We start from the raw sequence: 25,887 nt of genomic DNA, 5'->3' as shown, positions 1-25,887 counted from the left end.
GGGGAGCACCCGCGTGCTCCCCCTTCCTCATCCGATCCGCGAACTACTTGCTCGCTTCCATCCCATCGCTCGACTCACCCAACGCCAGTTCGAACCTCTTGCCCTCAAAGCGGACGCCGGTGAGCGTGTTGCTTCCGTCGTCGTTGCGCTTCACCGTGACGGCGCTGTTTCGCGCGGGCGAACTCAGGTCCACTACTTTCGCCGGCACTTTGGCGAGCACCGTCTTGCCCTGCATGATGCTCACTTCCACGTTCGGGCCGCTGCCCTCCCATTGCAATTTGTAGTCGCCGGCTTTGAGCTTGGCGCCGTTGATCGTCGCCGGATTCAATAACGTCACGTTGGCCTTCGTTGCGGCGAACGCGCTCGAGGCCAGCAGCAGCGCCAACCCCATCACTAGATTCTTCATCACTGAATTTCTGGAAACTGTCGCGAACTTCATAGCTGCTCCATTTTCTTTCCCGAAAAAACGTCGGGAAGCGGTTAGGGCGGCCCGGCTCGCGAACCGCGAGAGAAAACTCTTGCGTTTTCCCGCCGATCGCCTACAATGCTGCCGCCGGGGTTGTGCAGGCAAGTTTGGGCCCACAAGCCGCAAGCGTGTCTGCCGCGATGGGGGTTTTCTCACCTGGGCCGCCAAACCGAGTGTGAGAGAATCCCCAGACCCCGCAAAATATTTCGTATCGATCCGGCCAGCGTCACCTCTATGCCGGCCCCTCGCTTACTCTTACGATTACGAATTCACTCCTGTCGAAGTTTCATTTCTCTTTAAATTTTTATTTGGCGTCGCGCTTTAAGCTTTGTACCTTCTTTGACGCTGCGTTCCTGCTTCGGATAGCAAAGTTCCGGAGGCAAAAAAATTCGCGCGCATTTTATTCGCGCGCGATGAGAACATCCGAGATATGTTTTGTGTGAGGATGCAGCAGCCCACCAAATCAACAGAACAATTTAATCGGCATCCCCGTGCTGGCGCTCGACCGACCACATATCCGCCGCATTTTTCTCGAACGGATACACGTGCACCATCCAGTTGAAGACCACGGGAAGGAAAGTCCCGCCCGCCGCGTCGCACGCTTCCTGCGTGGTAATCGATCCGCGCAAGCCAAATTGCGGATGTGGCAACAACCCTTCTCCTCTGCGCTCCGCTGGGGCTTTGCAGAAATTAACATGCTCGTGCCACTGCGCCACGCTCAGCGGAATGCGTTCGTCGAGTTGCTCTTCCGTGAAACGCTTGGGCGCGGTATACATCACGCCAACCAACTTGTAGTCGTCGCCATGCTTTTCATACAGCAGCGAGGTCGGATGCTCCGGATTAAACCGGAAAGCCGCCTCAAAAGCATATTGATAACTCGTGAAGTGGTAGATCTTCTGCGGAAGCTCCGGATGAAAGATCTTGAACCCCTCGGCCAGCGCCGTGTGATAGTCCAGGTATTTTTCGGAAGCCTTGCGCGCTTCTTCCGCCACTTCCTGCGCGCGTTTGGCATCGCCCGCTTTCGGCGGCCGCAGCGCCGTCATCTTCATGTGCGGCCCCATGTCCATGTGCCCTTCCATGGAATGCATGGCATGTGCGCTGGCATCGCTATCATCCTTATCGCCGCCCATCTTGTCCGAGCCGAGATCCATGTCCTTCATATGCGACATGTCGTGTCCCGACATATCCATCCCCGGCATGCTCTGCGAATTGCTGCTCGGAGCGGTAGCGGGCGAAGGATTCTGCGCCTGTCCCCAGGCCACGTTGCACATCATCACGGCAAAAACGAAAATCAAAAATCGGTTACGCATAAATAATCCCCCACGATCTCATCTGATATTAACCCTGCCTCCGACCCGATGTTTCTGCAAGAGTTCTCACGTTACCAGCGATTACAGAAGTAATCGGGAGTCTCAGCTCCGACCCGCAGTTTAGACCGCATGGTCATCCTGAACGGAGCCGTTCTTCAGGCGGAGTGAAGGATCTCAGGCTCAGCGGACCCGGCGCGTAAGCCAAACCATCCACCAGACTCTCCGCCGTTTGGCCTCGCCACACGCTTTCTGATACACCTATCAGCTTGACCCTCGCCTTCGCCACCTTCCTCTTCGTCGCCGGCGTGCTCGGCGGAGCGTTGAACTCCGTCGCTGGTGGCGGCAGTTTTATCGCTTTTCCCGCGCTCCTGTTTACGGGCGTCCCCCCGATCCCCGCTAACGCCACCAACACCATCGCTCTGTGGACCGCTGCGGCAGCCAGCGGAGGCGCCTACCGTAAGCACCTCGACGTTTCCCGCCGTGTCATGATTCCGCTGCTGACCGCAAGTCTGGTCGGCGGACTGCTCGGCGCTCTGCTGCTGTTGAAAACTCCCGCTCAAACCTTCATGCGCGTGCTGCCGTGGCTGACTCTGGTCGCAACTCTGCTCTTTGCCTTCGGTAAGAAAGTCGCCGGCGGGCGTGGCTCGGTAATGGAGCACGAGGCCTCAACCTCGGCGCTGGCAGCGACGACTTTCTTTCAGTTGGCAGTTGCAATCTATGGCGGATATTTCGGTGGCGGCGTGGGGATCGTCATGCTCGCTATGCTGGCCGCGCTCGGCATGACCAACATTCACGCCATGAATGCCCTCAAGAGCGTCATGGGATTCGTCATCAACGGAGTCGCGGTCCTCACCTTCATCGTCGCCCGCGCCGTCTATTGGAAACCCGGCCTGGTGATGATCGCCGGAGGAATCGCCGGCGGCTACCTGGGCGCGCACTACGCCCAGAAATTACCGCCCGCCTCCATCCGCATCTTCGTTGTGCTGGTCGGCGCAGGCATGACGGTCTATTTCTTCTGGAAGTCCTACTGACCTCAGTTTCTCGCGCCATTCTAGCGTTGGCAGTTTTTGAATCCGTGAAGGTCCGCGCAATCCGTGGCCATGGGTCTAGTCCCGCACCCCATCCATGAACGCACGCAGCTTCCGCGACCTCGACGGATGCCGCAATTTCCGCAGCGCTTTGGCTTCGATCTGGCGGATGCGTTCGCGCGTGACGGCGAACGATTGCCCGACCTCTTCCAGCGTGTGCTCGCTGCCGTCTTCGAGACCGAAGCGCATCTTGATGACTTTTTCTTCGCGCGGGGTCAGCGTCCGCAGCACCTGTCCGGTCTGATCCTTCAGGTTCACATTGATCACCGCCTCAGCCGGAGAAACCACGCCGCGGTCTTCGATAAAATCGCCCAGATGCGAATCTTCTTCTTCGCCAATCGGCGTTTCGAGCGAGATCGGTTCCTGTGCGATCTTCAGCACTTTGCGCACTTTCGCCACCGGAATGTCCATGCGCTTGGCGATTTCTTCGGAGGTCGGTTCGCGTCCCAGTTCCTGGACAAGTTGCCGCGAGGTGCGGATCAGCTTGTTAATCGTCTCGATCATGTGCACCGGAATGCGGATCGTACGCGCCTGGTCCGCAATCGCGCGCGTAATCGCCTGCCGAATCCACCACGTCGCATACGTCGAAAATTTGTAGCCGCGGCGGTATTCGAATTTATCGACAGCCTTCATCAGTCCAATATTGCCTTCCTGAATCAGGTCGAGGAATTGCAATCCGCGGTTGGTATATTTCTTCGCGATCGAAACCACGAGACGCAGGTTGGCCTCGATTAGCTCTCTCTTGGCCTGCTCCGCGTCCATGTCGCCCTGGATGATCTCGCGCTGGGTGCGCTTGAGTTCCTGAAACGACACGCCGGTTTCAAGTTCCAGCTTTTCGACTTCGCCGCGAATCGCGCGCGCCTGCCTGCGATATTCTTTCTTCTGCTCTTCGCTGCGGGTAGCGTCAGCCTTGCGTTCCAGATTTTGCGTCTGGCGGTCGAGCGAACGCATGCCGTCGACGGTTTTGTTCAGCCGTTCGATCAGCCGCTTGCGTTCATTGTTCGTGAATCCCAGCCGGCGCACCGCCTTCGACGTGGCAACGATGGCGCGAGCCAGCTTGCGCCGCGCCCGGCGATGGTCCTTGGGCTTCTTCGTCTTCGAAACTTCGAGATATTTCTCTTCGAGCAACGCGGCCTTTTTATACAGCTTGGCCATGTCGTCAATCTTGCCCGTGAATTCGTTCAGCCGATTCTGAAGAATCTCGTCGGTGATCTCTTCTTCGTCGAAGGTGACCACTTCCTTGATTGAGCGCACGCCTTTGGTGAGGTCTTCGCCCATGGCCAGCAACTCGCGGATCACAATCGGCGACCGCGACAAGGCCTTGAGCACCCGAATTTGTCCGCGCTCGATCCTCTTCGCAATCTCTACTTCGCCTTCCCGCGTGAGCAGCGGCACCGTTCCCATCTCGCGCAAATACATGCGAACGGGATCGTTGGTTTTTTCCAGAGCGCCCGGGGTCAGGTCGAGTTCCACGTCCTCGCCTTCCTCGGACTCATCGAATTTTTTGTCGAGCGCAGCCGAGGGCAGCTTCGGCCCCTCCAGCACGTCGATTCCCTGCGTACCAATCGTGGTCAGCAGATCGTCCAGGTCTTCGGGAGAATGCACGTCGTGCGGGATCAGATCGTTGACCTGGTCGTAGGTCAGATATCCCTTCTCCTTGCCTGTATCGATCAGCTTTTTGATATCTTCGAACTTGTCGTCAAGAGCCAAAAGGTATGTCCTCGAAATTGCTAGTTCCGCTCCCGCAGGAGCGTGTGATAATGTTCCTTAAAGGTGGGAATGTAGGTGGTGCGGGGCCGTGCGTATCGCACAAACTTACAGAGTTTAGCACATAAGTGCTGCGCCGTCTATCGGTTGCCTGCCTCAAAAACCTCGCACCCGCCGCTATCTTCAATTCCCTTAAATACTTAGATGGCAATTAACGGCTTTTTGTTTCAAGCGCTTTTCTGGTTTCCTTCGGTTTTAGTCCCTGCCTTTAAACCGATTTCCGCCAAACTCGGATCGCGCAGCGCCCGGCTGATTCGTTCCAATTCCGTCAGCATCCCGCGCAAGCGTGCGTTGTCGGCGGCAAGGCCCGGCTTTTTAAGCTCCTGCTGCACTTCTTCCTGCCGGCGCCGGAGATGAACGCGCCGGAGCGCTCGAACGGCGGCTTCGAGCACCTCTGCGGTCATGGCTTCGTCTTCCTTGAGCAGAATTAGAGCCAGCATACGGCGATCGGTCTCCGTCGCCGGCACTTCGAGGATATCGGCAAATTCGCTGCCCACATTGAGCAGAGACTCAACGAGCGATTCCGTGGCCAGCCCGTGATGTAATCCTTCGTTCTGGAGGACGAACTGAGCCTGGCGTGCCGGATCGAATTCTTCTTCTTTCGTAAACGCCGCCTCCGTAAATCCGGCCTCCGTAAACCCGGCGCCATCGGGCTCAGAAAGATGCGTGCCCGGCTGGATCTGGCCCACCGAAGCCAGCGCGCGAATCAAAACTTTTTCCGCCTCGGTGACCTGCGCCTCTGCCGGAGCCTTCACCGCTGAGGTCGCGCGCGTCCCAGCGGCGTGCCGTAGTTCTTGCCGCAACACCGCCGAATCGATTCCCAGCTTCTGTGAAATTTCCTGCGCCAGTTCGTCGCGCACGATGCGGCTGGGCACGCGCTGGATATGAGGCAACAAATAGTTGACTGCATTCTTCTTCCCGTCGGCACTGCGCACCGGAAACTGCGCGCGCGCACGCTCGATGAGATAGTCGAAATATTTCTGCGAATTCTTCAGCGCGGTCCCATACGCTTCTTTGCCCTTGCGCCGGATGTAAAGATCGGGATCGAATCCCTGCTCAAGCGTCAGCACTTTGATGGTGAATTCTTCTCCGACCAGCAAACCGAGGGTGCGCTCCGTCGCCTTCGCGCCCGCGGTGTCGGGATCGAAGTTCACGACGACGTTCTTGCTGAAGCGACCCAGCAGCTTGGCTTGCAATTCCGTGAACGCAGTGCCCGAGCTGGCGATCACGTTGTGAAACCCAGCGGCATAGACGGAGATGCAATCCATCTGCCCCTCGACCAGAATCGCGTAATCGAATTTCTTGATCCACTCCTTCGCAAGATCGAGATTGAACAGCACTTTGCTCTTGGAATAAATTCCGGTCTCGGGTGAATTCAAGTATTTCGGTCCAGACTTTTCATCCGCAGTCAGCGTGCGCCCGGTAAACGCAATCACCTTCCCCGCATCGCTGGATATGGGAAACATGACGCGGTTGCGGAATTTGGAGTACATGGACGCGGTCGTCGGTCGTTGGTCGTCGGTCGTTGGCTCTCCCGCCTTGTTATCCGGAGCGGAGTCAAGAGCCTGCCCTGAGCCTGTCGAAGAGGACCTGCTGTTTTGCTGAGAGCTGATAGCTGAAAGCTGAGAGCTCTCCTTCCACGAAAAAAGCCCGCTCTCCCGCAGCACCTCTTCGTTGAATTCGCCCCTCAGTCGGTCGCGCAAGAGAAAGCCGGAATCCGGCGCGTATCCGATGCGAAAGCGCGCAATCATCTCTTCGTCGAGTCCGCGTTCTTTCAGATATTCCCGCGCCCGCGCGCCCTCCGGACGCCGCAGGCATTCCTGAAAAAAAGCGACCGCCCGCTCATGCACATCGAGCAACTGCCCGCGCAGTCGCGCCTCTTTGGCTTCGCCAGGAGTCGAAAAACTGGCCTTAGGCACCGGAATCCCTAGCTTTTGCGCCACCAGTCGTACCGCTTCAGGAAAGCTGACGTTTTCGATTTTCTGGACAAAGTTGAACACGTCGCCTTTTTCCTGGCAGCCAAAGCAGTAATAAAACTGCTTCGTCGCATGCACTGAAAACGACGGCGTCTTCTCCTGGTGAAATGGACACAGCCCCGAATAGTTCTGCCCCCCAGCCTTCCTCAGCTTGATGTAGTCGCCCACAATGCGGACAATATCCGCCTGCTGCTTCAGCGTGTACGCGAAATCGCCAGGGTTCGCCATTCTTTAGCTCGCCAATCTTCAATTCGCTATTACTTTAGGACGACATTCGTCCGTCCGCCAGTCTCGGAACGGAGTTCTCCGTAAGGATTGTGAGGTAAGAAAGGCCCGCCTCGACTATACAGCCTGGAGTTTGTTGCGGAAAAACTGTGGAATTATCCGATTTCCGGTTGAGTTCGGAGGAAAAGTGGTGATTCCAGGAACCTTCACCGGAGGCGCTGGATTGATCGAAGTCGATCTCGGCAGCACTCTGGCGCTTCCTCTAGTGGTGTTCGACCTAGTGGTGCTCGACCGCGTCTTCCTCGGTCATATTGGCAAAATAGGCAGACGTGTCAGCGGCGACCGTTGGCGATTCTCGTAGCCTAATAATTTCTTATCCATATTTTCAACTCCACGCCGTGGACTGAGGTCCGATGCCAGCAGGTCATACCCTCAACTCCACCACCGTCGCCCCGCCCCCGCCCTGGTTCTGCGGAGGCTCAACCACGGATTCCACATGCGGATGCTGCTGAAGCAACTGACGAAGCGCTTTGCGCAGGATGCCCATGCCGCTGCCGTGTACAACCCGCACCCGGGCCAGTCCTGCTAGAAATGCGCGGTCCACGAACTTTTCGACTTCGCGCGATGCATCGTCGACCGTCCGCCCGATCACGTTGATCTCCGTGGGCACATTCGCGCTTTCGTTTTCGAGCGACACGGAAATCCCCCGAGAGCGCGCCGCTTTCACCGGAGTCTGTCCGCCTGGGTCCTGACCCTGCGCACTTGCCAGCACTTCTGCAATGTCGTCGCGCGCAATTTTCATCTTCATCGCGCCCATCTCGACTTCGTAATGATGGTCGTCCAGCTTGCGTACCACGCGTGCGCCGCGTCCGGTCGACTTCAGTTTCACCGTGTCCCCCTCGGCAACGTGCTTCACGATCTGCGGCTGCGCGTGCGGATCGTTCCGGTCAGCGCCCGTGGAGTGTGCGACTACGGTCGAGTCAAACTGGTCGCGGAACTCGCGCCGCAACTTGGCGATGCGGCGTTCCGCCTCTTTCGACACCTTCTGCGCGGCAGCGCGATCCTGCACGGCGCTGACCGCCTCGCGCGCATGATATTCGAAATCGCGCAGCAGGCTTTCCAGCTTTTTCTCCATCTCGCGAACTTTGGCCTGCTGTTCGTTTTTTCCGAAAACCGTTAGACGTTTCTTTTCTTCTTCAAGATCTTGCTGGCCTGCTTTGAGGCGCAGCCGTTCGTTTTCAGCCTCGCGCAGATCGGCATGCAGCTTGTCGAGGAATTTTCCAACATCGCGCGCCTGCGTTCCCAACTTCGCCCGCGCGCTGTCGATGATCTCCGGATTCAATCCCAGGCGCCGCGCGATGTTAATGCCCGCCGACGCTCCCGGCACCCCGACTTTCAATTCGTAAGTCGGCTGCAACGTCGCCTCATCAAAGCCCACCGAAGCGTTCACCACGCCCGGCGTATTCGCGGCGTAGACCTTGAGCGAGGTGTGATGAGTCGAGATCACAGTCATGCATCCGATCATTCCAAAGTGTCCAGCAATGGCCACCGCCAGGGCAGCACCCTCTTCGGGATCGGTCGCAGAACCCAGTTCGTCCAGCAGCACCAGCGAATGCGCCGTCGCGGTACGCGAGATGAAATCGATATTTGTGACGTGCGCCGAAAAGGTCGAGAGATTCTGTTCGATTGACTGGTAGTCGCCGATGTCGGCGAGCACAGCATCGAATACGGGAAGCTCCGCCCGATCCGCGGGAACCGGCAGCCCCGCCTGCGCCATCAGAGCCAGAAGGCCGACAGTCTTTAGGGTGACCGTCTTGCCGCCGGTGTTCGGGCCTGTGATGATGAGTTGGCGCCGTTTGCCTTCCAGTTCCACGCTGACGGGGACGACTGGGACGCCCTTGAGCTTTAGATTACGCTCCAGAAGAGTATGGCGGGCATTGTCCAACACCAGACTCGCTGCGCTCGCTGACCCTTCGACTTCGCTCAGGACAGGCTCATGAATGCGTCCTTCGCCACGTGGCTCTGGTTGAGTCTCACTCAACTTCGCCTGCACGCAGTTGTATTCTTCCGCAAACCGCGCTTTGGCGAACTGTAGCTCCAATTCTCTCAGCACATCTACGGCAGTTCGAATGTCGACAGCATGGGCCCCGATGCGCTGCGTCATTTCGAGCAAGATGCGATGAATCTCCGCCGTCTCCTCTTCCAGCAACCGCACCAGTTCGTTGTTCTGTTCGATCGTCTCCAGCGGTTCCACGAACACCGTCTGGCCGCTCGAACTCGCGCCATGCACCACGCCCTGCACGCGCCGCTTCTGCTCAACCTTTACCGGAATTACGAAGCGTTCGCCGCGGATCGTGACGAGCTCCTCCTGCACGGCGCCGCCCTCGGCCAGCCGCCGCAGATATCCGCGCAATGACTCTTGAATCGATCGCCGCTGCTTTTCAATCTCACGTCGAATGCGCCCCAACTCCGGAGATGCCTTATCCTCCAGCGTGCCGTCGGGCTGAATCTTGTTGCGGAAGCCGCGCAGGAACTCGGTGAAGTCCGAAATTTGGTCCGAGAGCGGCCGCACCCACTGCCAATCCGTTCGCATATTCGCCGGAGGATGCAACGCAATCTCACGCCACTCCGCCGCCCGATCGACCACCAGGATCACGTCGCGAATCTCCGTGGTCTCAAGCGCCACGCCCACAATGCGCGCCTTCTCGACCAACTGACCAATCTCCAGCAAGCCGGAAAAATCGAACCTTCCGCCTACGCGACGAAACTCCCGGATTTCCTGGGCCAGCGCTTGTTGGCTCTCAATCCAGTCGCGATCGGTCGAGGGAAGCAGCGCCGCAATACGCTCCTGGCCTAGAGGCGAAGAGGCGTATCCCCGCAGCAGTTCGCGCAAAGCGTCGAACTCCAGCACCCGCGCGGAATTGTGAATCAGTTCGCCAGCCATCGCAATTTCATGGTAGCAGGAGCGGCTTGATGTAACGGAGGCCGCCAGTTGGGAGCGTGGAACGGAGCGGGCGAGGACAAGAAAAATTCGGAACTCAATCGCCGCCGGCACCGGCAACCTGCGCCACCGATTCAATGGCCAAGGGGATCCTTACTGCGAACACGGCTCCGCCTTGCGGTTTGTTCAGGCAGGTGATTTGCCCATTGTGTTCATGGATCACGCCGTATACCGCGCTTAAACCCAGACCCGTGCCCTTGCCGACAGGCTTGGTCGTGTAAAACGGATCGAAGACTCGCAGTGGCTCGCGGATTCCCGGTCCGGTATCGGAAAATTGCAGCATGACGTCTTTTCCCTGGCGTTGGGCCGTGATGTCCAGAGCGCCCCCGCCAGCCTCTTCGAGAGCGTCCATCGCGTTGTCAATGATCTCAACGAAGGCCTGGAACAATTGGTTGGCATTGCCCTGCACACGCGGTACATCCGGCGCAACTGAAACCGTGATACGAATTTTACCGCCAGGATGCCGCAATTCCAGCATTTGGGTGGCGCGGTGCAGCAGCACGCTGAGGTCGACCAGAATTTTTTCTCCGGGCGACTGCTGGGCAAATCGCAGCAGGTCCGAAACCAGATCGCGAGTCCGCCGGGCCTGGTTCACAATCTTGCGCACCAATTGGTTCTGCTCCTCCGTCAGACCCTCCTTCCCCCAGAGTTGTTCCGAATAATTCATGATGGAGTCGAGAGGATGATTAATCTCGTTGGCCGCTCCCGCCACCAGATTTCCCAGCGTCGCCAGCTTCTCTTTCTGGACTAATTGGGTTTGCAGACGCTTCTGGCTTTCGTATCCCCGGCGCGACTCCTGTAGCACCGCGACCAATGCACGGTCCTGTAGATATTGGCGCAGGAATACAAATGTTCCCAGCAACAACATCGCACCCAGCACAGTAAAAACGCGGAATGCCCGGGAAGGCCCGGCTGAATTGTCCAGCAATATCGTCCAGATTCCCAGGACCGGCAGCGACAGCAGCGCCATCGTAGCGAGCCGCGGCACTGCACTTTTCCAGCGCGGACTAAACCGAGACTCGACGCTTTCAAGGTTCCATTCGCGGGCCGACAAAGCCGCCGCCGCTGTCCATGCCACCGTTCCGATCAGAGGGATGTCATACAGGCTTCCCGAATAGTAGGAGTTGTTCGCCGTCGCCTGGTCGACAAATTGCGCATCGATCGAGTACACAACGAACACGCCGAGAAAATGCAGGTAGAACCGCCGCCACCCCCCCGAACTGGTCCATGCGGCCAGGCACAGAACTCCGGCGAGAAGAACATTTTCGACGCCATAGAGCGCGTCGTAATAGCTGTTGTACGTGGCTTTCTCTATAGACACATATTGATGAGGGAAGACGATGAAGGCGTAAAGAAACAGCCACCAGCCCACCAGCATCAGGAAATTCAGCAGGCTAAGCAGGACTTTTCCCTCTTTATTGTTCTTCAGATCGGGACGCCATGCCACCGCCGCGAACACCGGCACCACATGAAAAAACAAAACGATATCGAAGACGAACGGATCGGGGATTTCTCGATGCAGTCCAACCTCTAACCAAGCCCAGGCGGCCCAGTTGGCCGCCCAAAGCGAGAACCCCAGCGACAGCAACGCCCAGAAACTGCGCTCCTGGGCCGGCCGCCAAAATGTGTTCGCTAGCGTGATTCCCGCGACCGCCGCCATCAACACCAGACCTGTGATATCGGCGAAGGCGGTCAGTCCAGCGCTCTTGTGCCCGGTCAGGCACACCGCCGCAAAGATCAGAGTGACTCCGATCGCTCCGGCAAACCAACGGTAACGTTGGAACAGACTCATCCGTCCCCATTCTATGAGCTTCGATCCGGGAATCCGAGGACCGATGGGAACGCTTCCAATTACTTTGGTCACCCCGGGCTGGCTGCTTCGTCCTTCTGTCGCCGTCCGGTACTGTCCTAATTCAAATTACGACACCACCGCCGTCCCTTTGGCGAGACAGAGCGGCCAGTTTGATCTTAGAATCAATCAGGAAGCACTTCCAGCTTTCCCTTGGTGATCATCCAATGGCATTCCCCGTAACCCGCCTTCGCCGCCTCCGCCGCACTGCCCAACTGCGCAACCTGGTCTCGGAGACTCGCTTAACTCCCGATGCTTTGGTTTATCCCATGTTCGTTTGTCCCGGAGAAGGTATCCGCAAAGAAGTCCGCTCCATGCCCGGCGTATTCAATCTGTCGGTGGACGAAGCGGTGAAAGAAGCGCAGGAAGTCTACTCCCTCGGCGTGCCCGCCGTGATTTTATTCGGCCTGCCCGACAAAAAAGACGACGTCGCCACCGGCGCCTGGTCCGACGATGGAATTGTGCAGCAAGCTGCCCGCGCCATGAAACGCGAAGTCCCCGGCCTGCTCTTGATAGGCGACGTCTGCCTCTGCGAATACATGTCGCACGGCCATTGTGGAATCGTGAAGGCCGCCCTGACGCCGCAGTCTCTGGGCGCGGCCGCGCGCGACGCAACGAACTCAGTGCGCGCGGTCGCAGTAAAAAACGGTGACGAAAAAGAAAGAGCTATCGAAGCGCTGGCCGCCGTCGCCATCCGAGCCTCTGAAGCGACGTTCGAAATCCTCAACGACGCCACACTCGAACTCCTGGCCCGCACTTCCGTCTCCCTGGCCAGAGCCGGCATCGACATCATCGCTCCCTCCGACATGATGGACGGCCGCGTCGCCGCCATCCGCCGCGCCCTTGACGAAGCCGATTTCACCAACACGCCCATTCTTTCCTACGCCGCCAAATTCGCCTCCGGATACTACGGCCCCTTCCGCGAAGCCGCCGACTCCGCCCCTCAATTCGGCGACCGCCGGTCGTATCAGATGGACGGGGCCAACCTCCGCGAGGCCCTGCGCGAAATCGCAGCCGACATCGAAGAAGGCGCCGACATGATCATGGTCAAGCCCGCCCTGCCATACCTCGACGTGATCGCCGCCGCCCGCCAGCGCTTCGACCTGCCGCTCGCCGCCTATCAAGTCTCCGGCGAATACGCCATGATGGAAGCCGCCGCCCAAAATGGCTGGATCGACCACGACCGCGTCATGATGGAGAGCCTCCTAAGCATCCGCCGCGCAGGCGCCAGCATCATCCTGACCTACTACGCCAAGGACGCCGCCAGGTTGCTGGGCTGACAGTCGGGTCGGCTGCCCGGCAGGCCATACTTATCTGGACAACCCACTCGTGGCGCCGCGCATCTACTAGCGGCCACCCGTTAAAAATGATTCTCAGGCTCCTTTTCTGTCGCATGGGGCCCGACCGTCGTTGCTATGCCGCGCACCCGGCAGGAACGGCGTATTTCTAACTAAGGAACGTTCGGAATGTCCACCAACAGCTTCGCGATAGCGGCTGGAGCTGCTGTCAAAAGCGCCGTTTCGCCCTTGCCCTCTTTCTTCGTCGTCGGTCCTCCGCGCACCGGAACGAGCTGGCTGCATACCGTCCTGAGTAAGGGGGCCTGGCTCTCCCATCCCACGAAAGAGACCAGGTTTTTCGATAAATATTTTGACCGCGGACTGAGCTGGTACGGCTCGCACTACCGTAAAGTGTGCGACGGACGCGCCATCGGGGAAGTTGCTCCCACTTATTTCGCCTCGCCCGAAGCGCGCGAACGGATCGCTCGGCTCATCCCGCACGCCAAAATTGTGTGCACCTTCCGCAACCCCGTGGATCGTGTCGTGTCGCTCTACCGGCTGAAACGCGCCTACGGCTTGATCCCGTGGAGCTTCGACGAAGCCCTGGCCCGCGATCCGGAACTGATGGAATCAAGCCGGTACGCGGCTCACCTGAAGGAGTGGAAGCGGACTTTCGGAAACGATCAGGTCATGGTAACCGTGCATGACGACATCCAAAACGATCCGCAGTCCTATCTGGACAAGCTGGTCGACTTTGTGGGAGTGCCGCGGATTACCCTGCGCCCGCCTCAGATTCGTCGTGTCCTGACCTCGGAAGACATGTCGGAGCCGCGCAATTATTACTGGACTCGCGCTGGTTTTCGGCTGGCGGAGTGGGCGAAGACGCGCCAGCTCGACTCACTCGTGGCCACTGCCAAAAGGTTCGGAGCGCTGAAACTATTCGTCGGCGGCGGACCCGCGTTTGCGGAATTATCCTCGGCGCAGCGGGAGAAATTGCGCCAACTCTTCCGCCCTGACGTGGTTGAACTCGAAGCCCTCTTGAATCGTAGCTTATCGGCCTGGAAATAATGGCCGCTGTCTCGGATCGACACTCCTGTTCGCAGCCTATGACTTTGACTTAGCCCGAACGGAACCCGTCGATGCAGAAGCAAAATGCGGTGGGCAGGGGTGTCCGCCCCACAAGCAGCTATGCCCCTTGCCCGCTGGCAAAGCTCACTTCCCCCTGCCTGCGATCTTCTTCAGAGACCTCGAACAACTGGCGCGGCTTCAGGCTTAGAAAGCTGGCCACTAGCACTTCGGGGATCTGGCCGATGCGCGTGTTATAGATGTTGACATCGTCGTTGAAAAACTCGCGGCGGTCGGCAATGCGCTCCTCGATCTCGCTGATGCGGTTTTGTAGTTTCAGAAAATTGTCGTTGGCCTTCAGTTGCGGATAACTTTCTGCCACAGCAAACAAGCCGCGCAGCGCGCTGGCCATCTTCAGGTCGGCGACGGCCTTCTGGCCGATGCTCGCCGCGTCCGCCGACGCCGTCCGAGCCTGGGTCACGGCAAGCAGCGTCTGCTGTTCGTGCTGCATGTATCCTTTGACGGTCTCGACTAGGTTGGGAATTTCATCGTGGCGCTCTTTGAGCAGCACATCGATGTTTGCCCACGCGCGGTCGTTCCCATTGCGCAGCCGCACCAGGCCGTTGTAAATGATGACGGCATAGAGGAGCACGCCAGCCGCGAACAGAAAAAACGCGAAGCCCGTAATAATGCTGCCGTCCATCGCCACCTCGGCTGTCAACATTCAAGGTGCCAGCAGAGCGCTGCGGAAGCAAGTGGCAGACGGGGTTACGGGAGGCGGATTTTCGGCCGCCTCCCGCAAAAAGCATTGAGCTTCTCGGGCGGACGAAAGCGTCCGCCCTCCACCAGTTCCCGCTTACGCGGCCTTGCTGGGGGCTTTGCCTTCCGAGGTCCTGGCTTCGAGGGACTTCCCGCTGCCCACGTTTACCTTGATCTGCTTGGGTTTGGCTTCGGCTTTCTTGGGCAAAGAGATCTTCAGCACGCCTTTGTCGTAGGTTGCCGAAACGTTCTCGGTGTCTACGGTCTGGGGCAGAGTGAAGTTACGGGTGAAGCTGCCATACTGGCGCTCGACCCTGCGATAGTTCTCTTCTTTCTCTTCCTTCTCGATCTTGCGCTCGCCATGCACGGTGAGCGTGTTGTTCTCTACGCGGACGTCGATGTCCTTCTCCTCGATTCCGGGCACTTCGATCTTCAGAGTGACCTGGTGCTCGTCTTCATAGACGTCCACCGCCGGGGCGAAGCTCGATGTGGTCAGAGAGTCATCCCCCTGGCCGGCGCCGCTGTAGGAATCGCGAAAAACGCGATTGATGCGGTCCTGCAAGGTGGCAAACTCACGGAAAGGCTCAAAACGGGCTAAAACGGTCATGACTAAATCCTCCTTCAGATTTTGGTTAAGTCAGAGACTTTGAATTGCGACCGGCTCTGCTGGCTGATCCCGGACGAATGCATCCGGAGCTACGCGAGCATTAGAGCGGCGGTCACTTCATTAGACGCAACGTTAGCGTAAAAGAATCATAAAAGCTTAGTGTATTGTTGTCAAGTATTAGATTGCCCGCATTTTCATTAGTTTACATACGCAATTACGCACTTCAGGTAGGCAGTCTCGGGGACATTCAGCAGGACGGGATGATCTTTTGCTTGTCCGCGCACTTCGATCAGGCGAAGGATGCGGTGAGCGTCAAGAGCCGCCGAAGCCAGCATTTCGAGGAAATTCGACTGGCTGATGTGGTAAGAGCAGGAGCAAGTAACCAGGATGCCGCCGGGACGCAGCATCTTGAGGGCGCGGAGATTCAGTTCCTTGTAGCCGCGAAGGGCGGCGTCGAGATCGCGTTTGGATTTGGCGAACGCGGGCGGGTCTAAGACGATGGTGTCGTAGCGCTGAGCTTCGCCCGGGCGAGCTGACGAAGCATAGTCCTTCAGCAGGTCGAAGGCGTTGGCCTCGATCCATTCGATCTCGTTTTTATTCACCCCAGTCTTGTTCGCCCCAGAAGCGTTCCCAGTAGCGTTCAGCGCCGCGTTCTGCTCGGCGGTTTCGAGAGCGGGGCGCGAACTGTCAACGCCTGTGACTTGCGAGCAGCGCGGAGCCAGGTGAAGAGCGAATCCGCCCTGATAGCAGAACATGTCGAGGGCGTCACCGTGGGCGTACTGCGCGGCGGCGGCATAATTTTCGCGCTGGTCGAGAAAGGCTCCGGTCTTCTGGCCTTCGAGGGCGTCGAATTTGAACTGAATGCCGTTCATGGTGAAAGTGGTGGCGGACTTTTCGCCGTGCAACAGGCCAGAGGTGCGAGGTGGAAGAGTTTCGAGTTCGCGAACCCGCGGGTCAACCCGCTCAACGATCGCGGCAGGATGGAACTGTTCGGTCAGTTCAGAGATGACAGTTTCGCGGCAAAGGTTGGCGTCCATTGCCTGGGTGAGGATTTGCAGAGAAAGAATGTCGTTGTAGCGGTCGACGATAAGGCCGGGAAGGAAATCGGCTTCGCTGAAAATAACGCGGTAGGCTCCGTTGTCGCGGACGCTGCGTTCGCCGCTGCCTTGACCGATGATCGACGCGCGATAGGCGATGGCGTCGGCGATGCGCTGACGGAGGAGTGCCGGGAAGTCAGCCACGGGATCCTGCGAAATCATCCGGATCGCAATTTGCGAGGAACTGGAGTAGAGGGCAGTACCGAGGAACTTGCCGCGGTGGTCGACGACGCGGACCAACGAACCGGGCTCGACTCCATCGGTGGAAACGATGTCGGAGCGGTAGACCCAGACGTGTCCAGACTTGAGCCGGCCGGCGCCGCGCGGGGAGATCTTGACGGTGGGGAGAGTCGAATGGGCAGATGGAGACATCCGCCCATACTAATGCCTGGAACTCTTTTGCATCCGGGTCCGTGGACCAGGTTCGTGGAAGGGCGCGGCTTCAGCCGTACCGTAAAGGTTGAATCCGGGCCCGTGGAAGGGTGCGGCTTTAGCCGTACCGTAAGGGTTGAATCCGGTTCGTGGAAGGGTACGGCTTCAGCCGTACCGTAAAGCGCCCAAGAGATCGCGGGCTTTAGCCCCTGAGGGCCGCAGGGATTTTCGCTCGGCCGATTGTACTGCGCGCGAAAGTGTGCGGGAGCGGGTCGTCGCCGGCATTAATGAAGGCCGGTCAGAGAGATCTGATGGCCTTTTCTTTTGGGTTTAGAATAATTCCCAGGAGGTAAGAAATCGTGGCCCGCGAACAATGCATCGTCGTAAACAATCCAGACGGCAGAAGATCGAAATTCTTCTGCGAGACCCATCAAGAAGAGTGCGTGGAGGAGCTAAGCGCAACTCCACGAGATCCGCAAAGACGCGCTGCGAGTTGTCCGATATCAGGTAATCTTGGCGGATACACTGGATAGTCGGAGAGGAGCGGCGGCCCCGATTCAACTCCGTTGTCGCTTACTTCGAGTCTCGCTCCTCATGGCCGACCCTCAGGCGCTCAAAGGAGGCCACGAATCCTCTGATGCGGTTCCTGACTTCTACACTCGCCTCAACGCCGTGTACACCCTGTCCTGGGTGGTTTGAGTGGAGCTTTTTGGCAGGAAGGATTATGTACTGAATCACGCGCTCCAAATCCCAATCATAATCAGCCGATTCCCACAGAAATTCGTAATCTTCTGCCTCGGCTCCCGCGACGATGGTCACAACACGCTTGAAAATCTCTGGTTCAGGGACGCCTTGCCCCTTCAACTCATAGTGAGTCACGATGCTTTTCTTGATCGTCGCATCTAGTTCGGCGTCGCGCCTAAAGGCCTTCCAGCCCGGGAGAATAAGAGCTAATATCAGCGGAACCGGAACGAGCCAGCCGCTCACAGCGTAGGAAAAGAGCGCCGACAGGCCGAGGAGCAGCAAGGCCAGAGACCAAACGACGCGATGAAACCAACTTCGAGCGAATACTGGAGGGCTGTCTAGTGGGCCCCGACCTGCGTTTCCGAGATAGTAGGAGATGAACAGCTTGTAGAACAAAAGAAAACTTGCAAGGCCGAGGAAAATCCACATAGCTTTTTCCCTAACGCCGAGCGTCAGTCGCTCGTGCATCGCGGCAGCTCTTTGAAACGGCGATCATACCTCCGTTCTGCTGAAGCAACAAGGCCAGCAAGAGATCCGTCGCAAAGCTCACTCAGAACCTCGAAACATGGGGGCACGGACCCTGGCCGCGCATCTCGACCTACAGTCGTCCCTTCCAATATCCCGGCTTGCGGCTGGTATGAGCGACCGCGACAATCTGAATGCTCCCCGACGGTCGCTCGCGATAAATCAGAATGAAGGGAAACCGTCGCAGCAGGAACTTGCGCGTAGAGTACGGGCCCATGGCCCAACGTCGAGGAGCAGCCACGATCTCTGCTAGAGCTCGTTCAACTTCCGCGTCGAAGCGCAGAGCGGAGTCAGGACTTCGTTCCAGATACCAATCGAACGCCGCATCGTATTCGGCGGTAGCTTCGTCGTGAAACTCGACTGGCTCACTGGGCACGAGGTAACTTCGCTAAATTGCGTCTTCGCACTTCTGCCCATGAGGTAGTCTTGGCCTGTCCCGAATCCAAATCCGCGATGCGCTTTCCAATCTCGGACTCCCAGGCCGCTTGTACGCCCTCATCTACCTTGCCGCCTAAAGAGGAGATCAGAGATTCCGCCAATGCCTCCTGCTCCTCAATCGAGAGCGACAGAGCGCGCTCCAGCAACTCGGAAACCTGCGGTGTCATCTGTGCCATGTGCCCCTCACTCGGGCTATCTTAACGCAAGCGCGCGTCCTTAGTTCCAACCTTTCCAACCCGACCTTTTCCACACCCTCCCAATGTTCATCCAACCTTGACTGAGAAATCTAGCTGTTGAATACTCGGCCAGCACAAAACAAAAATAGATTCTTCCGCCGCACTTAAGTCCAAGGGACTCAAGATTTTCCCCCTAACTTATTGCAGCCCAAGGATCAATTCGCAAAATCCCGCCAACTCCGTGATTCCAATAGATCGGGATCAAGGAGGGGGGAGGGGAGGGGGAGGGGTACCACATCGAAGGAACCCGCAGCCCGAGTCAGAAGTTCGATGTTAGCTAGAAGCTAGTAGCTAGGAGCCAGGAGCTTAAAGAAATGGATTCGTTTCCCAATCGCTGTCAGCACATCAAAGTCAACGGCACGCAGTGCGGATCGCCCGCCCTGCGCCGCAACAAATTCTGTTACTTTCACAAACGCCATCACGAGGAGCGACTCGAACTCAGCCTCGATCGCCTCCGGCAAAATGCGCTGAACGCCGCTCGCATCGAAGCCGGCCACGGCCCGCTTGCCCCAGCCACGCTCGCACTCCCCGTGCTTGAGGATGCCAACTCCATCCAGGTCTCCCTCATGCAGATCATGCGCTACCTCGTCTCCGGCCAAATCGATCACAAAACCGCCGGACTCCTGCTCTACGCTCTGCAAACCGCCAGCGCCAATCTCAGTCGCACCACCTTCGAGCCCTATATTCGCGACGTCATCGTCGATCCTCGCGCCCTCGGCGAAAATCTCCTGGGCGAGCACATCTGGGACGACTCTGATTTCGAAGAAGAAGAGGAAGAAGAAGAGGAAGAAGAAGAAGACGAAGAAGGAGAAGAAGAAGCCGAAGTCGAAGTCAAGACCAAAACCTGCGTCCCCACGAGAGCTTAGCTGGCGGCTTGTTCGGTCGAGGCTGCGGGGGCGGGTTGTTTTACGTGCGAGCCGGTGGCGGCTTCATGGCGGGCGTGGTCTAGATCGAATCTTAGCGAGTCCAGGGCGACCATGGGAAGTTCGGCGCCGAAGGCATCAAGTTCGTCTTCGGTCCAACTGCCGTTTAGGCGCGTCGCGCCGGCGATGTCTTCAGGAAAGGCTTGGCGGTAGTCGCCTTCCCGCGTGAGAATGTCGCCGATGAGGCGGCCGGTGTGGACGTCGTAGACGCGGCGGGTGGCTTGGCCTCGCGAATTCGTCAGGCACAGAAATACTTCGCCGATGTCCTGGAACTCGGGACGATAGTACCAGGCCTGGGGCGCGTCGATTTTAGGGTGATGGCGTTTTGGCCGATGCGTGGAGGGAACCTGGTCCACGAGTTCATCCGCGGCATTGAAATAAAGAATGCGCTGGCACGAGTCACAGACGATGACTTGCTGGCCGGAGCGAATTTCGTTGTAGGTCTGCGGCCGCAGCATCACGCGGCAGGCCATGCATTTTTGATCGCGAACTTCTGAGATGCCGCTGCCTCGGAACTTTGAAACGCGCTCGAAATGGCGCAGCAGGTCTTCGTTGATGCCGGTGCGAATCTGATCGCGCTTGCCGCGCCACTCGGTGAGAAGCTTTTCGTCGGCGGCCGTGGTCTGGCGGGCCTGTTCTTTTTCGGCTTCGATCTCGGCGGCTTCGGCTTTCAGTTCGGCTTGCGCGGTTTTGACTTCTTTATCGCGGGCGTCGGCATTGACCATCAGCTCGAGAATCTTGTCTTCGTTGGCCGCGATTTCTTTTTCGGCGAACTCAATTTCGTGCAGCAGCGCCTTGTACTGATCGTTGGTTTTGACGTCGAGAGACTGATCGCGATACTTCGAAATCTTGCCGCGCAGGTCGTTGATGGCGCTGTCGTACTTGCGGCGGCTGGCTTCGTCGGCCTTGACGGCAGTCTGAGCTTTTTCCAGTTGAGCCTTGGTGCCAGCCAGCTTCTGCTCGATGACGGCGACGCGTTTGGGGAACTCGGCGACTTCGTCCTGCAGACGGCGGATTTCTTTGTCGGTGTCTTGCAGTTTCAGCAGATTTTCGATGTCGGGAAGCATTGACCCTCTCATGATTCTAGCATGCGGCGGGGGGCGAATTGCGGTGGTTGCGACGGCTGCCGCGGCCTCGATAGCAAGAAAACTTAGTGGAGCCCCGGACGCCTCGTCCGGGATGGCCGCAGGCCATGTCTGCGCCACACTTCGGGGCGGGCGAGGCGTCCGCCCCTCCATGAGCTGGGTCGGTGTACACTCTAAATTCTTCCTGTGAGAATTTTCCTGTGAGGGTCACTTCGTGAAAAGACAGATTTCGTTGGCATGCTTTTCCCTGCTCGCACTTATTGTTGTTCTCGGCTTTTTAACCCCGGCTCCCGCGCAAACCGCGCCTACCAAGCCGTTGACGATTGAAGCCATTTATCAGACCGGAGGCCTCAACGGACGCGGGCCAGAGACGATCGAGTGGAGTCCGGACGGAACCAAGCTCACCTTCGTGCAGCGCGACGAAAAGGGCGAGAAGGGTGAGTTGTGGTATGTGGACACGGCCACGGGCGAGAAGAAGGTGCTGGTGAGCGCGGCCAAACTGGCGTCGCTCGACCCTGACGTGAATAAAGTCAAGAACGAGCGCGAGAAAGAACGCCTAACGCGCTATCGCGTGGCGTCGTATTTGTGGGCGCCGGATTCGAAACATTTGATTTTCGATTCGCAGGGTCAGCTCTGGCTTTACGATTTGGGAACGGAGACGGCGGTGGCGTTTACGTCGGCAGGCGACCCCAGCGGCGATCCGAAGTTTTCGCCCAACGGCAATCAACTGGCTTATGTACGCAAACACAATTTGTATGTCCGCCCGATCAGCGGCAAAGACGAAAAGGCGCTGACCAAAGACACGGGCGATAGTCTCTTCAACGGCGATATTGACTGGGTTTATGCCGAAGAGTTGGGCGTGCGCAGCAATTATTTCTGGTCGCCTGATAGCAAAGAGATCGTGTTCATGCACATGGATGAAACCAAGGTGCCCACTTATCCCATCACCGACTGGATGCCGACACATCCTAATGTAGACAACGAGAAATATCCCAAGGTGGGCGATCCCAATCCGGTGGTGAAGTTGGGGGTGGTGGACACGGAGAAGGGGAAAGTGCGTTGGATTTCGCCGACCAGCGACGAGGATTCCTACATTCCAAGATTCGGCTGGGTGCGCGAAGGCGTGATCTGGGCCCAGGTGCTAAATCGAACAGAAGATAAGTCGGACCTGTATTTCATCGATGCGAAAACCGGCAAGTCGCGGATCGTATTGACTGAGACTACGCCGGGAGCATGGATCGACTTCGAGCATGTCGAGGTTCGTTTTCTGAAATCCGGCGGACAGTTCCTCTGGCCAAGCTGGCGCGACGGCAACATGCATATTTATCTTTACAGCTTTGACAAGCAGAATCCGATGGCCGCTGATGCCAAGTTGGAACGGCAGTTGGAGAAGGGCGACTACGCGGTGCTGGGGATTTTGGGTGCGGACGAAGCCGCGGGCACGGTGTTTCTTGCAGCGAATAAGGATGATCCGCGGGAAGTGCACATTTATTCCGTGAGGTTGGATGGATCGGATTTCAAGAATCTCACACCGGAAGAGGGAATGCATTCTGGAAATTTCAGCGACGACGGCAAGCACTATACGCACATGCATTCTGGTCCGCAGAATTCGCCCAGCCTCTCGTTGTGCACGGTGGGAGCTGCGTGTAGCCCGGTGTGGCAGGCACACAACGCAATCGCAGAATATGGGTTGCGGGCGCCGAAGTACCTGGAGTTTAAAGCTGACGATGGAACGGTGCTCTATGGGCGGCTGTTGCTTCCGCCGGACGCTGCGAGCGGCAAGATTCCGGTGATCGTGAACATCTACGGAGGTCCGGCGGCGCAGACGGTAAGAAAAGGGCCGCCAGATCCGTTTGACGAAATTCTGGCGCGGAAAGGGTTCGCGATTTTTTCGGTGGACAACCGCGGTACTCCGGGGCGCGACCGAAAATTCCAGACGGCTATCCGGCACGAGTTTGGTGCAATCGAATTGAAAGATCAGCTGACCGCTTTGGATCAGTTGCTGGCGCAGTATCCGCAGCTTGATAAGGATCGGGTGGCGATTTGGGGATGGTCGAATGGCGGGTCGATGACGCTGTACGCGATGACGCATTCCGACCGCTTTCGCGCCGGCGTCGCGGTGGCTCCGGTGACGGATCAGGTGAACTACGATTCGATATATACCGAGCGCTACATGGGGCTGCTTAAGGACGACAAGCAAGGGTACGAACAATCTGACGTCACGAGGGATGCGGACAAGTTGCACGGGGCGCTGCTGCTCGTGCATGGCACGAGCGACGACAATGTGCATTTCCAGAACAGCATTCAGATGATTGATGCGCTGATCAAGGCGGGGAAGCAGTTCCGGCTGATGATTTATCCCAACAAGACGCACAGCATTGCGGGGAAAGATGCGCGGGTGCATCTGTTCACGATGATTGAAGAGCACTTTGAGCGGGAGCTGAAGTAGCAGTGGTCAGTGATTAGTGGCGAATGCGCGGATGGAGATTTCGGCGGCCTCGACGAATCGGAGCCGCTTTATTTATGTCTGCCCGAACCATTGCGCGACGTTTCCTTAGAGGAGCTGTCCTTCGAGCTGGACTCTTTCGAGGAGCTCTCCTTTGGCGAGTTATCTTTCGTCGAGCTATCTTTTGACGATGTTTCTTTAGCGCCGCCGTCGGACTTGGATTTGTCGTCCTTTTTCTCTCTCGACTCTCCGCTGCTGCTGCCTGAGGATGCGGGTTTCTTGGCGTAGTCGGTGACGTACCAGCCTGAGCCTTTGAATTGGACGGCGGGAGCGGAGATCATCTGCTCAACCACGCCTCCGCACTCGGGGCACTTCTTGACCATCTTGTCGGAGAATTTCTGGATTTTCTCGAAGCGGTGGCCGCACTTCTTGCATTCGTATTCGTAAAGGGGCATGAGTGTGAGACGGTTGCGAGGAACAATCAGATTCCTATTGATTTTAGGGGCTGGGGAGCGATCGCGTCAATTTGCGAAATAGCGGCGACTCTGGGAGCTGCACGGTTTATCGTCTTCTCTTATCGTCTCGTTCTCTTATCGTCTCGTCCGAACGTTTTTGCTGACCGCGGTGCATCCTGGGCACCTTTCATTTTTGATGTAGCGATAAAAGCGGGCGTGTCCGCGGCGGCTCCAATAGCGGCTTTCGTAGTTGTCGATGCCCGGGCCTGCGCTCATGAAGCTGAAGAAGACATGGCGCGAGGGCCGCACCACAATTCCTGCGTGGCCGTGCCAGACGATCAAATCGCCGGGCTGCGGCTCGGCTACGCGCTGAAACTTCGGGACTCCGTCATAAAGATCGTCGGAGGTTGCGTACTGGTAGGGGAACCCGGCCCGTTCGTAAATCGCGTGAACCAGATGAGAACAGTCCTGTCCAGAATAGCGGCGCACTCTGCGGTCAAGCGCGGCGGAAATTACGGCGAGGCCCTCGTCGGCAGTCAAGGTCTTATCGGACCGTCGTGCATAATTCTCATTTGTCCGCGGGCGAGTGGCGCTCGCATTTTCGCGTTGCTGCGAGGCCTGTTGCGCCGGGCAGACGCATAGTGTCAACCCGCAGAACAGGGCTACCGTGGCGGGTTTTGGAGCGAGCCGCATCGCCTTGCTTGGATGCAAAATTGGGTCGCGGCGGTAGCTGCCGTTGTTTTGGGTCGAGTCACGGTTGGTTTACTTTGCGATTAAACGCCTTGGTGCGGTATTGCGCCAGGCGGCTTCGATGGCTTTGCCGAGAACTTCTTTTTTCCCCGGCTTAAGAAGGACGCTGGTCGCCCCGCGGCGTCCCCAAGCGCCGTTCACCGGAGTGAATACTTCGGGATAATCCTTGGCAAAGTTGTGCTGATCTTCCGGCGAGAGCTTTACCATGCCTCGGGATTTATCGGGATAGCCGAGTGTCGCGAAAATCCTTCCGGCTACGCGAAAGTCAGGATGGTCCATGTGCTGGCGCTCTTCGGTTTCGGGGAGTGCGAGGGCTATTTCGCGGAAGTTGTTGGCGGTCATGTAGAGGCCTCCAAGGAAACGTACATTAACATAACTGCCCGTGCGCTTGGAAAGTTACGGCCGCCGCATACCGTCGAGCTTCGCTCGACCGGACAGCCGGGGGCGGCTGTCCCCACATGACCAGTGGTAGACTTCCCGCCATGAACGACGCTGACGCAGAAATCCGCGCGACCCTGAAGTCTTCCGGGCCGGCGCTTTATGTGGTGGGGACGCCGATCGGGAATCTGGAGGACATCACGCTGCGCGCGCTGCGCGTGCTGAAAGAAGTCGACGTGATTGCCTGCGAGGACACGCGGCAGACGCAGAAGCTGCTCAATCATTACGCGATCGCGACCCGCACGACGAGTTACCACGAACATAACGAGATGACGAAATCGGCGGAACTGGTCAAGGATATGCAGGAGGGCGCGAGCGTGGCGCTGGTAACGGATGCGGGGATGCCGGGAATCTCGGATCCCGGGTACAGGCTGATTGCGCTGGCGATTCGGCATCATGTGTCGGTGGTGCCGATTCCGGGGGCATCAGCATTTCTCTCTGCGCTGGTCGCGAGCGGTTTGCCGACGGATTCATTTCGCTTCAGTGGATTTCTTCCCGCGAAGCGCGGTGAGCGTCGCGCGGCGCTGGAGGCGGTCAAGAATTCTCCGCGGACGCAGGTATTTTATGAGGCTCCGCACCGGGTGGTCGAGACTTTGGAAGATATTTGCGAAGTGATGGGAAACGCCCGGCAGGTGGTGATCGCGCGCGAGGTGACCAAGCTGCATGAAGAGTTTCTACGCGGATTCGCGGGTGAAGTGCTGGAAAACTTGAAGGCGCGCGCAGCGGTGAAAGGCGAGATCACGCTGCTGATCGGCAAAGCCGAAGAAGAAGTGGCTCGCGTAGGGACGGACGCAGCTTGCCCTGAGCAAAGTCGAAGGGTCCGTCCGTCGGTGCGGCAGCGGGTGGAGCAGATCATGGCGGAAGAGAAAGTCGATGAGAAGGCGGCGCTGAAAAAAGTGGCGAAGGAGCGGGGAGTTTCGAAGAGCGAGGCTTACCGGGAATGGCAGAGGAGCAAGTGAGGCGACTGTGCTGAACCTCGCCCCACTCA

Annotated in this window: 23 protein-coding genes; 7 read left to right on the top strand and 16 right to left on the bottom strand. The window is 57.9% G+C overall.

Annotation, left to right across the window (positions count from 1 at the left end):
- Nucleotides 1–43: 43 nt before the first annotated feature.
- Nucleotides 44–439 carry a hypothetical protein gene (locus tag VGM18_20595; GenBank protein HEY3975411.1) on the bottom strand — a complete coding sequence of 132 codons (396 nt, stop codon included), beginning with the start codon at nt 437–439 and terminating at the stop codon, nt 44–46.
- Nucleotides 440–942: 503 nt separating this feature from the next.
- Nucleotides 943–1,776 carry a hypothetical protein gene (locus VGM18_20590; GenBank protein ID HEY3975410.1) on the bottom strand — a complete coding sequence of 278 codons (834 nt, stop codon included), beginning with the start codon at nt 1,774–1,776 and terminating at the stop codon, nt 943–945.
- A 266-nt stretch (nt 1,777–2,042) separates the two neighbouring features.
- On the opposite strand from VGM18_20590, the gene VGM18_20585 reads away from it, so the two are divergent.
- Nucleotides 2,043–2,807: a sulfite exporter TauE/SafE family protein gene (locus VGM18_20585; GenBank protein HEY3975409.1), complete on the top strand. Its 765-nt coding sequence runs from the start codon at nt 2,043–2,045 to the stop codon at nt 2,805–2,807.
- Between the two features lie 75 nt (nt 2,808–2,882).
- On the opposite strand, the gene rpoD is transcribed toward VGM18_20585, so the two are convergent.
- A complete protein-coding gene (gene rpoD, locus VGM18_20580; GenBank protein ID HEY3975408.1) occupies nt 2,883–4,574 on the bottom strand; it encodes an RNA polymerase sigma factor RpoD in 1,692 nt (563 codons plus the stop codon).
- A 224-nt stretch (nt 4,575–4,798) separates the two neighbouring features.
- On the bottom strand, nt 4,799–6,835 hold the full coding sequence (locus tag VGM18_20575) for a DNA primase (protein ID HEY3975407.1): 2,037 nt from the start codon (nt 6,833–6,835) through the stop codon (nt 4,799–4,801).
- 184 nt (nt 6,836–7,019) lie between these two features.
- Between VGM18_20575 and VGM18_20570 the strand changes: the two genes are divergently transcribed.
- Nucleotides 7,020–7,193, top strand: a complete 174-nt coding sequence (locus VGM18_20570) for a hypothetical protein (GenBank protein ID HEY3975406.1) — start codon at nt 7,020–7,022, stop codon at nt 7,191–7,193.
- Between the two features lie 63 nt (nt 7,194–7,256).
- Here the strand turns inward: VGM18_20570 and VGM18_20565 are convergent, their stop codons facing one another.
- Both VGM18_20565 and VGM18_20560 read right to left on the bottom strand, forming a co-directional pair.
- Entirely contained in the window at nt 7,257–9,776 is a 2,520-nt protein-coding gene (locus VGM18_20565) for an endonuclease MutS2 (GenBank protein ID HEY3975405.1), read from the bottom strand.
- Nucleotides 9,777–9,870: 94 nt separating this feature from the next.
- Nucleotides 9,871–11,625 carry a HAMP domain-containing sensor histidine kinase gene (locus tag VGM18_20560; protein HEY3975404.1) on the bottom strand — a complete coding sequence of 585 codons (1,755 nt, stop codon included), beginning with the start codon at nt 11,623–11,625 and terminating at the stop codon, nt 9,871–9,873.
- A 224-nt stretch (nt 11,626–11,849) separates the two neighbouring features.
- On the opposite strand from VGM18_20560, the gene hemB reads away from it, so the two are divergent.
- A complete protein-coding gene (hemB, locus tag VGM18_20555) occupies nt 11,850–12,962 on the top strand; it encodes a porphobilinogen synthase (GenBank protein HEY3975403.1) in 1,113 nt (370 codons plus the stop codon).
- A gap of 186 nt (nt 12,963–13,148) precedes the next feature.
- Nucleotides 13,149–14,027 (top strand): sulfotransferase, encoded by an 879-nt coding sequence (locus VGM18_20550; GenBank protein HEY3975402.1) that lies wholly within the window; start codon nt 13,149–13,151, stop codon nt 14,025–14,027.
- A gap of 118 nt (nt 14,028–14,145) precedes the next feature.
- Here VGM18_20550 and VGM18_20545 read toward each other — a convergent pair whose 3' ends face one another.
- The 6 genes from VGM18_20545 to VGM18_20520 form a co-directional block, all read right to left on the bottom strand.
- Complete coding sequence (locus VGM18_20545; protein HEY3975401.1) at nt 14,146–14,748, bottom strand: LemA family protein; 603 nt, start codon at nt 14,746–14,748, stop codon at nt 14,146–14,148.
- Between the two features lie 132 nt (nt 14,749–14,880).
- Entirely contained in the window at nt 14,881–15,390 is a 510-nt protein-coding gene (locus VGM18_20540) for an Hsp20/alpha crystallin family protein (protein ID HEY3975400.1), read from the bottom strand.
- 197 nt (nt 15,391–15,587) lie between these two features.
- Nucleotides 15,588–16,859 carry a class I SAM-dependent rRNA methyltransferase gene (locus VGM18_20535; GenBank protein HEY3975399.1) on the bottom strand — a complete coding sequence of 424 codons (1,272 nt, stop codon included), beginning with the start codon at nt 16,857–16,859 and terminating at the stop codon, nt 15,588–15,590.
- A 573-nt stretch (nt 16,860–17,432) separates the two neighbouring features.
- The gene (locus tag VGM18_20530) at nt 17,433–18,071 is read right to left on the bottom strand and encodes a hypothetical protein (protein HEY3975398.1); all 639 of its coding nucleotides are present in this window, start codon (nt 18,069–18,071) and stop codon (nt 17,433–17,435) included.
- Nucleotides 18,072–18,201: 130 nt separating this feature from the next.
- Nucleotides 18,202–18,504, bottom strand: coding sequence for a type II toxin-antitoxin system RelE/ParE family toxin (locus VGM18_20525; protein HEY3975397.1), 303 nt, complete (start codon nt 18,502–18,504; stop codon nt 18,202–18,204).
- Nucleotides 18,494–18,742: an addiction module protein gene (locus VGM18_20520; GenBank protein ID HEY3975396.1), complete on the bottom strand. Its 249-nt coding sequence runs from the start codon at nt 18,740–18,742 to the stop codon at nt 18,494–18,496. The genes VGM18_20525 and VGM18_20520 overlap by 11 nt, the downstream gene beginning before the upstream one ends.
- A 374-nt stretch (nt 18,743–19,116) precedes the next feature.
- On the opposite strand from VGM18_20520, the gene VGM18_20515 reads away from it, so the two are divergent.
- Nucleotides 19,117–19,668 carry a hypothetical protein gene (locus VGM18_20515; protein ID HEY3975395.1) on the top strand — a complete coding sequence of 184 codons (552 nt, stop codon included), beginning with the start codon at nt 19,117–19,119 and terminating at the stop codon, nt 19,666–19,668.
- Here VGM18_20515 and VGM18_20510 read toward each other — a convergent pair.
- Nucleotides 19,665–20,792 (bottom strand): C4-type zinc ribbon domain-containing protein, encoded by a 1,128-nt coding sequence (locus VGM18_20510; protein ID HEY3975394.1) that lies wholly within the window; start codon nt 20,790–20,792, stop codon nt 19,665–19,667. The two genes, VGM18_20515 and VGM18_20510, sit on opposite strands and share 4 nt — an antisense overlap.
- 232 nt (nt 20,793–21,024) lie before the next feature.
- Between VGM18_20510 and VGM18_20505 the strand changes: the two genes are divergently transcribed.
- On the top strand, nt 21,025–23,259 hold the full coding sequence (locus VGM18_20505) for a DPP IV N-terminal domain-containing protein (protein HEY3975393.1): 2,235 nt from the start codon (nt 21,025–21,027) through the stop codon (nt 23,257–23,259).
- Between the two features lie 68 nt (nt 23,260–23,327).
- Here the strand turns inward: VGM18_20505 and VGM18_20500 are convergent, their stop codons facing one another.
- The 3 genes from VGM18_20500 to VGM18_20490 form a co-directional block, all read right to left on the bottom strand.
- The gene (locus VGM18_20500; GenBank protein HEY3975392.1) at nt 23,328–23,711 is read right to left on the bottom strand and encodes a zinc ribbon domain-containing protein; all 384 of its coding nucleotides are present in this window, start codon (nt 23,709–23,711) and stop codon (nt 23,328–23,330) included.
- Nucleotides 23,712–23,846: 135 nt separating this feature from the next.
- Nucleotides 23,847–24,404, bottom strand: coding sequence for an NlpC/P60 family protein (locus VGM18_20495; protein ID HEY3975391.1), 558 nt, complete (start codon nt 24,402–24,404; stop codon nt 23,847–23,849).
- Between the two features lie 69 nt (nt 24,405–24,473).
- Entirely contained in the window at nt 24,474–24,803 is a 330-nt protein-coding gene (locus tag VGM18_20490) for an MmcQ/YjbR family DNA-binding protein (protein HEY3975390.1), read from the bottom strand.
- A gap of 140 nt (nt 24,804–24,943) precedes the next feature.
- On the opposite strand from VGM18_20490, the gene rsmI reads away from it, so the two are divergent.
- A complete protein-coding gene (gene rsmI / locus VGM18_20485) occupies nt 24,944–25,858 on the top strand; it encodes a 16S rRNA (cytidine(1402)-2'-O)-methyltransferase (GenBank protein ID HEY3975389.1) in 915 nt (304 codons plus the stop codon).
- Nucleotides 25,859–25,887: the final 29 nt, after the last annotated feature.

The organism is Candidatus Sulfotelmatobacter sp., from assembly GCA_036500765.1.
Taxonomy (GTDB): Bacteria; Acidobacteriota; Terriglobia; order Terriglobales; family Acidobacteriaceae; genus Sulfotelmatobacter.
Note: the sequence above shows the minus strand (reverse complement) of the source record. Positions and strands in the feature narration are given on the sequence as shown.